At 56.8% G+C, this 11,455-nt stretch carries 10 protein-coding genes and 3 pseudogenes; 8 read left to right on the top strand and 5 right to left on the bottom strand.

Translation table 11 applies throughout. The features are described from left to right. Window positions 1-57 precede the first annotated feature (57 nt). A complete protein-coding gene (locus ACTJKX_RS36825) occupies window positions 58-1,281 on the top strand; it encodes an IS256 family transposase (RefSeq protein ID WP_440727108.1) in 1,224 nt (407 codons plus the stop codon). 93 nt (window positions 1,282-1,374) lie between these two features. On the opposite strand, the pseudogene ACTJKX_RS36820 reads toward ACTJKX_RS36825, so the two are convergent. Beyond that, window positions 1,375-1,557, bottom strand: a pseudogene (locus ACTJKX_RS36820) (transposase); the annotation flags it as partial. Window positions 1,558-1,561: 4 nt separating this feature from the next. Continuing rightward, on the bottom strand, window positions 1,562-2,104 hold the full coding sequence (locus tag ACTJKX_RS36815; RefSeq protein ID WP_440728357.1) for a GNAT family N-acetyltransferase: 543 nt from the start codon (window positions 2,102-2,104) through the stop codon (window positions 1,562-1,564). Between the two features lie 3 nt (window positions 2,105-2,107). On the opposite strand from ACTJKX_RS36815, the pseudogene ACTJKX_RS36810 reads away from it, so the two are divergent. Continuing rightward, window positions 2,108-2,284: pseudogene (locus ACTJKX_RS36810) on the top strand (IS3 family transposase); the annotation flags it as partial. Here the strand turns inward: ACTJKX_RS36810 and ACTJKX_RS36805 are convergent. After that, window positions 2,271-2,432 (bottom strand): hypothetical protein, encoded by a 162-nt coding sequence (locus tag ACTJKX_RS36805; protein ID WP_440728356.1) that lies wholly within the window; start codon window positions 2,430-2,432, stop codon window positions 2,271-2,273. The pseudogene ACTJKX_RS36810 and the gene ACTJKX_RS36805 sit on opposite strands and share 14 nt — an antisense overlap. Window positions 2,433-2,437: 5 nt before the next feature. Further along, window positions 2,438-2,824, bottom strand: a complete 387-nt coding sequence (locus tag ACTJKX_RS36800; RefSeq protein WP_440728355.1) for a plasmid mobilization protein — start codon at window positions 2,822-2,824, stop codon at window positions 2,438-2,440. Window positions 2,825-3,698: 874 nt separating this feature from the next. Here ACTJKX_RS36800 and ACTJKX_RS36795 point away from each other — a divergent pair. The 6 genes from ACTJKX_RS36795 (at window position 3,699) to ACTJKX_RS36770 (ending at window position 10,225) form a co-directional block, all read left to right on the top strand. Then, window positions 3,699-4,520, top strand: a complete 822-nt coding sequence (locus ACTJKX_RS36795) for a CPBP family intramembrane glutamic endopeptidase (protein WP_440728354.1) — start codon at window positions 3,699-3,701, stop codon at window positions 4,518-4,520. A 477-nt stretch (window positions 4,521-4,997) separates the two neighbouring features. After that, entirely contained in the window at window positions 4,998-6,692 is a 1,695-nt protein-coding gene (locus tag ACTJKX_RS36790; RefSeq protein ID WP_440728353.1) for a peptidase domain-containing ABC transporter, read from the top strand. After that, window positions 6,685-7,053, top strand: a complete 369-nt coding sequence (locus tag ACTJKX_RS36785; protein WP_440728352.1) for a hypothetical protein — start codon at window positions 6,685-6,687, stop codon at window positions 7,051-7,053. Before ACTJKX_RS36790 ends, ACTJKX_RS36785 begins: the two co-directional genes overlap by 8 nt. Continuing rightward, window positions 7,040-8,335, top strand: coding sequence for a lipoprotein-releasing ABC transporter permease subunit (locus ACTJKX_RS36780; RefSeq protein WP_440728351.1), 1,296 nt, complete (start codon window positions 7,040-7,042; stop codon window positions 8,333-8,335). The genes ACTJKX_RS36785 and ACTJKX_RS36780 overlap by 14 nt, the downstream gene beginning before the upstream one ends. A 91-nt stretch (window positions 8,336-8,426) precedes the next feature. Continuing rightward, window positions 8,427-9,761: an HlyD family type I secretion periplasmic adaptor subunit gene (locus ACTJKX_RS36775; protein WP_440728350.1), complete on the top strand. Its 1,335-nt coding sequence runs from the start codon at window positions 8,427-8,429 to the stop codon at window positions 9,759-9,761. Window positions 9,762-9,787: 26 nt separating this feature from the next. Beyond that, the gene (locus tag ACTJKX_RS36770; protein ID WP_440728349.1) at window positions 9,788-10,225 is read left to right on the top strand and encodes a hypothetical protein; all 438 of its coding nucleotides are present in this window, start codon (window positions 9,788-9,790) and stop codon (window positions 10,223-10,225) included. Window positions 10,226-10,962: 737 nt separating this feature from the next. On the opposite strand, the pseudogene ACTJKX_RS36765 reads toward ACTJKX_RS36770, so the two are convergent. Continuing rightward, window positions 10,963-11,455, bottom strand: a pseudogene (locus ACTJKX_RS36765) (DDE-type integrase/transposase/recombinase); the annotation flags it as partial.

The raw sequence follows: 11,455 nt of genomic DNA, 5'->3' as shown, positions 1-11,455 counted from the left end.
GGGACTGTCAGGAATTCCGTGTGCGGGCTGGCATAATGGGTAGAAGGGAGACCCAGTATGTCACGACGGAAAGAACCGGCGATACCGAAGGAGCTTCTCGATCAACTGCTGACAGGCACCGACGCTGTGGCGGCGCTGAACCAAGGCGGCTTGCTGGACACGCTGAAGAAAGCGTTGGCGGAACGGGCGCTCAACGCCGAGATGGACCATCATCTCGAGCAGGAAGTGCAGGGCAACAACAGCCGGAACGGCTACGGCCGCAAGACGGTGACGACCGAGACGGGACGGATCGAGATCGAGGTGCCACGCGACCGGGCGGGCCGTTTCGATCCGCAGTTGATCGCCAAGTATCAGCGCCGCTTCCCCGGCTTCGACGACAAGATCATCTCGATGTATGCGCGGGGGATGAGCACCCGGGAGATCGTGGGGCACCTACGTGAGCTTTATGGCATCGAGGCCTCGCCCGATCTGATCAGCACCGTCACCGATGCTGTCCTGGAGGAGGTTGCAGCCTGGCAGCAGCGCCCCCTGGATCCGGCCTATCCTTTGGTCTTTTTCGATGCGATCCGGGTCAAGATCCGCGACGAAGGCGTGGTGCGCAACAAGGCCATCCACATTGCCTTGGGGGTGCAGGCCAACGGCACCAAGGTGGTCCTGGGGATGTGGCTTGAGCAGAACGAAGGCGCCAAATTCTGGCTGAGGGTGATGAACGAACTGCGCAATCGCGGCGTCGAGGACATCATGCTGGCTGTCGTCGATGGCCTCAAGGGCTTCCCGGACGCCATCACCGCCGTGTTCCCGCAAACTCTGGTCCAGACCTGCATCGTTCACCTTTTGCGAAACTCGCTGGACTTCGTGGCTTGGAAGGATCGCAGGGTTCTCGGGACGGCTTTGAAGACCATCTACCGCGCCGTCGACGCCATCGCTGCCGAGGAGGCACTGACGGCTTTTGAGGCTGGCTTCTGGGGTCAGCGCTACCCTGCCATCGGTCAGAGCTGGCGGCGGGCATGGCCCGAAATCATCCCGTTTTTTGCCTTTCCTGATGATGTCAGGCGCATCGTTTACACCACAAATTCCATCGAAGCCCTCAATGCCAAGTTGCGCCGGGCGGTACGGGCACGGGGGCATTTTCCGACCGATGAAGCGGCCACAAAGCTGCTCTATCTGATCTTGAACCGATCGGAGAAAGAATGGAAAATGCCGGCCCGTGAATGGGCCATGGCCAAAGCTCAATTCGCCGTGCTCTTCGGCGACCGCTTCATCAGGGCCATGACGGCTTGATGGTCAACCGCCAGCCCGTACACGGAATTCCCGACACTCCCGAAGATCATGTAGGCCAGCACGTTCGGTTCGGTGTCTTCGAGAATGGCCGCCAACCGTTCCGGCCCGCGTCTCCCAGTCCCTGTCGCGGTAGCCATTGCGCTGGGCGGTCCGCAGCGCGCTCTTCTCGCCATAGCCGAAACCCGTCGCGGCACCCACCTCCAACTCCGTCAGCCGATGAACTTGGATAGCCGGGACGCCGCCCCGACAAAGAATTGCGTCCAAAACAGTACACACAAGCTCAGGACCGTTTCCAGCTACAGAGCCAGGCGTCTACCGTGGTGCCCGTCGAGGCCAGCAGCAGTTCGCCTGAAAGCAATCTGCTTCGACGAAGGCCAATCTTTTCCAACACTCGCAGGCTGGCAGTATGCTCTGCCGCGCAGATCGTTGAAATCTCTGAAATCGTGGATTCACCCATAACCCAGTTCATAGCGGCAATCCCGGCCTCCGAAGCCAATCCTTGCCCCCAATATGAGGGGCCTAGGCCGTAATGAATTTCGGCACGACTTCCTTCGATGAACATCAGGAAAAGGCCGACCGGCTTTTCCTCCGGACGCCGAAGGATGCTCCAGATAAAGCGGCTGGTCTTTGACCAATTGGCTTCGCCCCAAACGTCAATGGCCATTTCAGTCCGGATTTGCGACGGGTGAGGGCCTCGCTGTAAATAGCGGGTGGCTTCTTTCCTGCCGGTATATTCTTCGTACAGTGTCTTAGCATCCGCGCGACGGCTAGCACGCAATATCAACCTAGGTGTCTCAAATACGAGGGGAGGCGTATCGGCCATTCCGGCACTCACGTCAGCTGCGACAACAAGGAGAAGCCTCGCGTTGCCTTCGCTCTCGACCGCTGTGATCGCGAGGCCATCGCCCATATCACAACAACCGAGGGGATCAGGGGCGAGGACGTCCAGCACCTTGTCATCACGGCTGCTGAAAACCGCTTCGATCTTATCAACACCATTTCGACGACAGACTGTCGATCAAAGCACGCGTCCGCTCCGGATCACTGTCGCGCAACACTTCCGGCGTTTGATTACACCCGCTCTCGCGCAACAAGTAATTCGCCGGCTCGCTACCGCCCCCCTTGCCACGCGCGATCATCTTGATTTGCATCGTCTTCAGCCTCCCGCTCTGCGAGGAAAAGCAGCTGAGCCGGAAGAACCGCTGTCACTATCCGCCATGGCCGTCACTGAGCGCTCCAGGCGCAACAGAGCTGATACCGCCGAGACCGCTGACATTGCGTCCTTGTGGATCTGAGACCATCGCGCGAGTTGGTTGAGGTTGTTGCCGATCCGCGACAGGGCCGCCAGCACGGCGGGCGAAGGCGCCGAACGGCTGCGGCGGGCACGGGCAGCACGCTCCGGCAGCGGTATGTCCGCCATCGCTCGCCGCACATAGTCCGACACATCCAGCCCGTCAACCATCGCCTTGACCGTCAGCCCGTCCGCCTCCTCAGCGCTGAAGCGGATACTGACGATACGAGCGCGGCGAGGTTTGCGTGCCATGGCAAGGACCAACAAGAAAAAAACGGGGTCGAGAAGGATGGCTCCTCGCTGGTTCAAGGGCAAGCCCTTGGCGGCAATGCCGCTCAGGGGTTCGAAGGGGCAAAGCTCCTCGCCAGCTCCGGGGAGGACGGAGGAAGAGACGCCAGGGTGAGCGAAGCAAGCGCCTGGCGGATCGATCGAACATCATACACGAGTATGTTAATTTAGTAACTAAATACAATGATGACGTACGCCCAGAAGGAAGGCGCGTCAAGGATGGGGGAGCAGTCAATATAAAGGCTTGACGTTGGGTTATGCCTTATGGCTTCCTCGCTTGGCGCGGGTCGTGGCAGTTTTCGTCATCTGAGGGCATGCTCAGTCCCCTCCATTACGCGGGCGCACCCGCATCGCCCCTACTCTTCGATGTCAGAAGATCCGCCGATGTCTGTAAAGAGGCCAGTAACCCCATCTTTCGCTTCTCGCCTACCCTGCGCAAGGTGCTCGAACAGTCCGACTCACCTTTGGCAGTCCACCACCGCAAGGCCGTCTTCACCTTCGAAAGCTATGGCAGTCTCGGGCTCTACGAAATCGTCGCCCTACGCGTGGGGGGGTCTTGCTCCCAAAGACCCACGGACCTTCACCCTGGAAAATTACGCCGGAGCATAGGCGTAGCAGCCGCCAAATTGAAGCTCCGGGCAGACCAATATCGCCAGCGAACTGGAATCTTCTCGCATAGACCACAGAGCCGATCCGCGAGGGCACGACCGACGCCATCATCGAGAATAAATCTCAGCCCCTGCTCCTAACTGACTTCCCGACCGAATACTCAATCGCATTCGGCCACCTCGCCAAAGATCCAGGCATTGAAGTAAGTAAACCAAAAGGAATTAAATAAATGCATGAACAAATTGAACATAAACAAACTATGCCCTTTCAATCAAAGGTAGTTTCTTCATTCCTCGTGCTTATTGCACCAATCGGGTTATTCACCTTAACATACGGCCTATCATCTGCAGCAACAGAAATAATTTTATATTTTAAAAATGGAACGAATGGAGTTATATGGTACTATTTTGACATATATTCGCGATACATACCGTTTAAACTGCCATTCTATGGAGATATGATAACATATCATCTTCAGTATATATTTGTTATTATCGTAGTAATTGCAGCAAATGTAAAATACAAATTTGCAAAAATATGGAAATACAATAAAAATTTACTGTATTCTTTTATCTTTATTGCGTTTACTATTGCCTCCCCCTTTATATCAATAATCCCCCAAATAATATTAACTCATTATTTTTCAATTGGATTTGGAAATTCACCAGCACTATTTGAAAGGCTGCCTTTATTTGTGCGCGGTGCAGATGTGTATATATTCTCATCTATAATAATATTATATATTTCAATAATCGTTCCTATAGCAGAAGAACTGTCCTGGAGAGGATTTGTAGTTGAATATCTAAAATACATTGGAATAAATGAGAAGACAATATTAATTTTTGTTAGTTTAATATTTGCTTTAGCTCATCTACCCAGGGATGTTGGTATTCTTTTCCCAATTTCAATATTTCCATTTGCTTTGTGCATTACATGGGCTCGTCTTAAGAGCGGCGGCATATTTTGGCCTATATTGATGCATGCATCCGCAAATGGAGCGCTGACCGTTTTCCCTATCGCCACCATGATTAGGCACTCCCTATATGGATGATGGTCTAAATTTCAAAAATGGCTTGCCTAATCGGTCGCGCAGGCCGCATTATCTCATGGCCCCTACGTAACCTTTCCTTAAGAAGACTTTCACGAAAGGTAAAACATATGGACTACCTACCTAAATTCTCTCGCTTTAAGCTCCACGTCGACCTTGCCGACAAGCCTTATTATTGTACCGGCGGCACCAACAGTAATGCCGGCGGTAGCCAAGGTAGTGGTTGGAGCCTTAGCCCTACCGATAACGGTGGAGCCCCGGCGTATGCGCATGACCAGACCTCCTACCATGGCTATCGAGGCAGCGGCCCGATCAACAACTATGACACCAGCCCTTACAATTCGAGCCGACCTAATGGGCCAGGCGGAACGGCGAGTCCTCCCGGCAGCGGCTACGGTTCCGAGCCAACCCACGGCGGCCAGAACGGCTAATCGAATTTAGTTACAGTGCCGGCAAAATTATATTTGCCGGCACTGTTGTATGGAATTTACATTTTCCGCACAGGAAAAACAGTATATTTACATTGTAAATATGAACATTCTTCCATTTTCTTGGACAAGATTTGCATTTTCAGCACGAACACGATTCATCGTCGAATCTTTTATTCTATCCGTTATTATTCGACTTCTTGCCCTTGTCAGCCCCTTCGCCGTCCAGACCATCATTGACCGCATCCTGCCCTATGAGCGCGGCGCAAGCTTGAGCATCATCCTGGTCCTGCTGCTTTGCACGGCCCTCTTCGAAGTCCTCCTCGGCTATGTCGCCGGAAGGCTCGGTTCCTGGATCGGCACCGGTATCGGACGCGATCTCAGCCTGCGCGCCATGCGCCACATCCTGCACCTGCCTCTCCCCATCATCCGTAAGTGGCCCACCGGCGAGCTCCTAGCTCGCCTAGGGGAGCTCGGTAAGGTCCAAAGCTTCATGGGTTACACCTCATCGGGTCTCATGCTCGATGCCGGCTTTGCCCTCGTCTATGCAGCGGTGCTCGCAACCATCAGCCCCTTCCTCACCGCCGTCCTGCTGCTGGCCATGCCCGTCCAGCTCGCCCTCTATTTCGTGTTCGGCCCCCTCGAGCGGCGGCGCTTCGATCGGTCCTTTCTGGCGGGTTCCTTTCACAACGCCCGCCTCATCGAGACCTTCAGCCACGCCACCACCCTCAAGGCGCTTGGAGCCGAGCACGCCGCCCTCCAGCGCCTCGACCACAGCCTGACTGACTCGGTCAGCAAGGGGCTGCACGCTTCCAATCTGGCTCTGCTCGGGCGCACTCTCTCCGGCCTGGCCGACAAGGCCCTGAACGCCATCGTCATCTTCGCCGGCGCACGCGCCGTCCTCACCCATGATCTGACCCTGGGACAGCTCGTGGCCTTCCAGCTGCTCTCCGGCCATGTCTCCGGCGCAATCTTTGGCCTCGCCCGTGTCTGGGATGCCTGGCAGAACGTCCAGGTCGCTCGCCGGCGTCTCGGTGAGCTCCTACTTCAGCCCACCGAACCCGAAGTTCTCATACAGCACGGCAAAAACCTCTCTCCATCCGGTCCCCTCGACCTGGTCGACCTCGGTTTTTCCTACCCCTCGGGGCCGCCCATCATCTCAGCCCTGACCGCTTCCATTCCTCCCCTCGGCATCACCCTGGTCGTCGGCCCCTCCGGCTGCGGCAAGACCACCTTAGCAAAACTCCTGACCGGGCTGCTGTCTCCGACAGTCGGCGCGATCCACCTGGCTGGCCAACCCACGGCCATGCTGCCGCCGGCAGCCTATCGCAGGATCGTGGCTTATGTCCCGCAAACCCCGGAACTCTTCAACGGTTCCATCCGCGATAACCTGCACCTGGCCGCTGCCGCTGAGGAGGAGAGCCTCTGGCAGGCTCTTGCCAGCGCCCAGCTCGACACCACGGTCCGGGCTTTGCCGGATGGGCTCGATACCCGTATTGGCGACGGCGGCGTGCAATTGTCAGGTGGCCAAAGCCAGCGCCTCGCCTTGGCTCGCACCTTACTGCTTCAACCCAGGATTCTCGTGCTCGATGAGCCGACCAGTGCGCTTGATGGCGCAACCGAACAAGCCATCCTCGCTGTCCTGGCCGAACTGGCCTCTACGACCGCAGTCGTACTGATCACCCATCGTCCTGACGTCGTGGCCAAGCCGGCCGCGGTTCTCGACTTGGCGGCGATCCATGGCTGACGCCGGGCCGGACACTGCCACCACGAACTTTGCCAGTCCCTCGCCGACCTTGCGCTGGTCGGGCCTGATCCTGTGTGGGCTCGCCGTCACGGCCCTCGCCAAGACCGAGATCGTCGCCCAAAGGCAAACCGTCCTCGTACTCAACCAGGCCAATCAGCAGGCTGATATCGTGAAGGCCAACCAGGCCCTGCTCACCGCCGAACTGCAGAGTCTTGCGGCCACCGCCCGCGAAATCGACACCAGCCTGATCGTTACCCGAGAAAGCCAAAAAATCGGCGCCCAGACTCTCCTGGAGAAGACCAACGCGCTCCTGCAGCACCAGCAAGCCAACCTCTCGAGTCCAATCGATGAAAACAGCTAACTTAGCTTTGATGGCGTCTGAGCCAAAAGGAACGCTACCCTTTGCAGCTTTTGAATGGATGGTGTCTTTACGTTATTTGACGCCGCATCGTAAAGGCGGAATGACATTCCTGATCGCTATACTCTCTTTCCTCAGTTTTTTTATTGGTGTTTCCGCCCTCATCATCGTAATGTCAGTGATGAATGGCTTCCGTATCGAGCTGCAATCGAAGATTTTAGGGTTCAACGGACACATAATCGTCTCGCCCCGCGAGACCCCGCTCACCGATTATGAGGCGGTTGCCAGCCGCATTGCTAAAGTGCCGAGCGTGAAATCAGCTATGCCCTTTGTGGAAGGGCAGGTATTTGTGTCTTCTTCCTTTTCGGGAAGCGGTGCCATAGTACGAGGTCTTCGTCTCGAGGATCTCAGGCGTTTGCCAGGACTTGCCAATAATATCAAGGGTGGTGTGCTGGACACTTTTGATCAGGGACAGGGCGTGGTGATTGGCGCTAGGCTCGCCTCATCCCTTGGGCTGCAAATTGGTGACAGCATTACCCTAACGTCTCCCAAAGGAGATCAGACTGTTCTAGGCACCACCCTCCGTCAGAAACCCTATCAGGTGATGGCGCTTTTCGAAGTCGGCATGTCCGACATCGACAGTGGCTTCGTGATCATGTCGTTGTCGGAATCGCAAGCCTTTTTCAACCGCAATGATGATGTAACGGCTATTGAAGTTTATCTGAAGAATCCTGACCTCGCACAATCTGAACGTGAAACACTCAAAAGTGTAGCGAGTCGCCCCGTTTCTTTGGTTGATTGGCGCCAACGTAACTCCGCCTTTTTCACGGCTTTACAGGTGGAGCGCAATGTGATGTTCATGATTTTACTGATCTTGGTGATTATGGCTGCTCTCGGGGTTGTCTCAAGTATGACTATGCTGGTTCAATCCAAGCAACCAGACATCGCAATAATGCGTACAATGGGAGCAGAACGCGGAGCAATATTACGCATTTTTTTCATCACTGGTATGGTGATTGGTGCTCTTGGTACTTTATTTGGCGTAATTGCCGGACTTTTGGTTTGCAATTATATTGAAGACATTCAAAAATACCTTTCATGGGCACTCAATACGCAATTATTCCCGTCGGAGGTATATTTTCTCTCAAACTTACCTGCCAAGGTCGATCTTTGTGAAGTAGCAATAATAATATTCACCACGCTAATTCTATGTTTCTTGGCAACCCTCTATCCGGCTTGGAAGGCGGCCAAACTAGATCCTGTCGAAGCACTCAGGGGGGGGTGACTCTTCCGCTAACCAAACGAACCTGGGCACCTCTGGAAGCTGACGGTGCGAGACAATTTCTGATTCTCATTGCGGGGATTGGCAGCACCACATGCCTGACAGTAGATCAAACGCTCTTGCCGTGAACTTTGCCGGCCCGTCGCCGACCTTGCGCTGGTCGGGCCTGATCCTGTGTGGGCTCGTCGTGGCGGCGATCACCGGTGCGGCCCTGGCCAAGACCGAGATCGTCGCGAGTGGTCAGGGCCGCGTCGTTCCCATCGGCGCGATCCGACTGATCCAGTCGCAAATCGATGGCAGGGTCGACGATATCCTCGTCCGGGAGGGAGAGTCCGTCTCCCAAGGGCAAACTCTCCTCGTGCTCAACCAGGCCAATCAGCACGCCGAAGCCGAGCGGCTGAATCAGCTCATCGCCAGGAACGAGGGCACCTTCGCCAAGCTGACGGCCGCCCTCGAAGCTCTCTCCCGAACCGACCCTGCCCAAGACGGTTTCCTTCTCGACGCACTGTCTGTCCTGAGCCAGGCATCGTTGCGGGCCGACATCATGAAGACCAACCAAGCCTTGCTCACGACCGAACTGCAAAGTCTGTCGGCCATCATCCACGAAATCGACGCCAACCTGGGCATTGCCTGCGAAAGCCAGAAGTCGACCCAAGCCCTCTTGGAGAAGACCGAGGCGCTTCTGCAACTCCAGCAAACCATCTTCGAGGGGGCAACGACGCTGCAGCGCAAGGGTACGCTCAGCCAGATCGAATACACCAGGCAGGCTCAAGCCTACACACAGCTCCAGCACGACAAGGCCATCCAACAGCAGGACCTTGCCATCAAGGCCACTCAGATCAAAGCCCTGGCAGCCACCCGCGTCGCCAAGCTCGCCAGCACCCGCGAACAATGGCAGGCATCCCGCAATGCGGTGGCGCACGATCTCGACGACTTGCGAACCAACCTGACCGTTGCAACCCGCGACCTGGCCTATGCCACCGTCACCGCCCCGATCGCCGGCTGGATCGAGGATCTGAAGATCAAGACACTGGGTGCGCATCTGGCGGCTGGCGAGGTCATCGCCAACCTTGTGCCTTCCGGCGAGGCGGTCGAGATCGAAGCCATGGTTCCAACCCGCGAGACGGCTTTCCTTGAGATGGGCCAGCCCGTCTACGTGAAATTCGACGCCTATCCTGCCGAACGCTACGCCATGGGTCATGGCACGATCCGCAAGATCAGCGCAGACACCCGACATGAAGGGGGTCAGTGGGTCTATACCGTTCGGGTGGCGCTCGCCAGTCCTGACCTCGCCCTACCGGCTGGCCCCATACCGATCACCCCCGGCATGACGGCGACGATCGACATCGTCACGGGTGAGCGGCGCCTGATCTCCTATCTGTTCGAGCCGGTGGTCAGATCCCTCATGGATGGAGCGCATGAACGATGATGTCGACAAGCCAGGATGCCTGCCCCTTGCTGGCGATCACCAGCCGCACAGCCAGCGACGAGGACGTTCGTCATATATTCGACGACCTGGCCGAGCGCACCAAAATCGAGATACAGGCCGTTGGCCTTGTTCCCGATACCGTGAGGGCATGGCGCGCCGAATTTGGCGCGGACAGCATCACCGTCAATGAAGAGCCCGTTGCCCTGCTCGGATCGTACCCGGAAAACGGGGTACGATACACATGGCTTCTGGGTCGGGAGGCGTTCTTCCAGCCATGCGTCGTGCGGTTCTCCAGACGCTATATCGTCAGCCTGCGCCAGCAATACCCCGGAGTTCAGATCCTCTCCCTGTCGCGATCGCAGCATCCGCGGACGGAGCGATGGTTTAAGTTGCTGGGGTTCCGCAAGATTCATGAAACCATGGAGCCGAACGGCCTGATCTTCCGGGTGTTCGAGGTGGTTTGATTGGGATACTGCCACCAACCCATGACCTTTACATCCTTTGAAGCAGTGCGCGGAGCATCGGCAAGGGGATCTCCGCCAAAAACGACAGGAATGACCGGCGCAAACGCCTCAATCACCTTGAGACAAGTCCTGATTTATGCGGAAATAGGTTGCAAAAAGGTCTCAGATCTCCACAGCTAACACATGTCGCTCTCGGTCAGAACCTGCCTAGGTTTTGACCGACCCGCTACTACTCTACGGCGGCTACCTGGACCTTTGAGCGCCGAGTACCAACATTGTGGCGCGTACGGTCGAAGGTCCAAAATGGGGCCGCATCCCATCAGGCCGCCCTTAGCGTGAGATATCAACCTAGCGGACGGAGCTTCCTTCGTTGCGCACAAGGGATAATTTCGCTCAGTTCCTCGGAGTTCATCAGCCATTTTATCGCCTAAGCCACTCATCACGTATCACCGTCCATGTTTACCTCTCCGCCGTGCCTAGCTTGGCCCAGCCGCAGCGCAATGCCTGGACAGGACAGCCACGAGACCGGATCAGTCCGGCACTTCTCGGGTCACAAGCAACTGCCGAGGCAGAGCCCCACCGCGAGTGTTCCCGGGCGGCCGACAGGTCCAGGGAACGACACGGTGGTCGATCGGAATGCGGGTCAGACCGCACCGGGGCACCTCGCGACGCCAGCCTACCGCCGTCGATCGGTGTTTGAGTCAGACCGACCGGGAACCGGCCTTCATCTTCGGACTGTCGATGTTGAAGATCTCAGGCTTGCCGAAGTGAGCCATCGCTTCCTCGACCGCCTCGATGCAGAAGCTGGCATCCATGGTGATTGAGAGCCGCCAGGCCGGAACCTTACGGCTGAACCAGTCAACGACGGCAGTGAGATAGACAAAGCCCCGCGCCATCGGGATGTAGGTGATATCCATCGCCCCCTTGCCCGGCAGGCGATGCTTGCATCGCCGAGAGGGGGGACTTGATTGGGGCGCGTGACCGCCAGCTTGCGCAGAAGATATGGGAAGATCTTGTAGCTCGGTGCAGGCTTCGAGGTATTCGGCCGACGATAGAGCGCCTCGATCCCCATGCGCTTCATCAGCGCGGTGACATGCCGACGCCCGGCGGCATAGCCCTCGGCTTCGAGAAGCCCCTGCAACATCCGGCTGCCGACGAAGGGGTATTCCAGATGCAACTCGTCGATCCAGCGCATCAAAGCCAGATCGGCAGCCGGGACCGCGCGAGGCA

Origin of the sequence: Labrys sp. 22185, from assembly GCF_052045555.1 — a bacterium.
Lineage (GTDB): Bacteria > Pseudomonadota > Alphaproteobacteria > Rhizobiales > Labraceae > Labrys > Labrys neptuniae.
This window is presented reverse-complemented; position numbering and strand designations above follow the sequence as displayed.

Excerpts from the sequence above, each read along its gene's own strand:
- ACTJKX_RS36775 (WP_440728350.1), top strand. The coding sequence starts at position 8,427 with ATGCCTGACAGTAGATCAAACGCTCTTGCCGTGAACTTTGCCGGCCCG.
- ACTJKX_RS36780 (WP_440728351.1), top strand. The coding sequence starts at position 7,040 with ATGAAAACAGCTAACTTAGCTTTGATGGCGTCTGAGCCAAAAGGAACG.
- ACTJKX_RS36785 (WP_440728352.1), top strand. The coding sequence starts at position 6,685 with ATGGCTGACGCCGGGCCGGACACTGCCACCACGAACTTTGCCAGTCCC.
- ACTJKX_RS36790 (WP_440728353.1), top strand. The coding sequence starts at position 4,998 with ATGGAATTTACATTTTCCGCACAGGAAAAACAGTATATTTACATTGTA.
- ACTJKX_RS36815 (WP_440728357.1), bottom strand. The coding sequence starts at position 2,104 with ATGGCCGATACGCCTCCCCTCGTATTTGAGACACCTAGGTTGATATTG.
- ACTJKX_RS36805 (WP_440728356.1), bottom strand. The coding sequence starts at position 2,432 with ATGCAAATCAAGATGATCGCGCGTGGCAAGGGGGGCGGTAGCGAGCCG.
- ACTJKX_RS36825 (WP_440727108.1), top strand. The coding sequence starts at position 58 with ATGTCACGACGGAAAGAACCGGCGATACCGAAGGAGCTTCTCGATCAA.
- ACTJKX_RS36800 (WP_440728355.1), bottom strand. The coding sequence starts at position 2,824 with ATGGCACGCAAACCTCGCCGCGCTCGTATCGTCAGTATCCGCTTCAGC.
- ACTJKX_RS36795 (WP_440728354.1), top strand. The coding sequence starts at position 3,699 with ATGCATGAACAAATTGAACATAAACAAACTATGCCCTTTCAATCAAAG.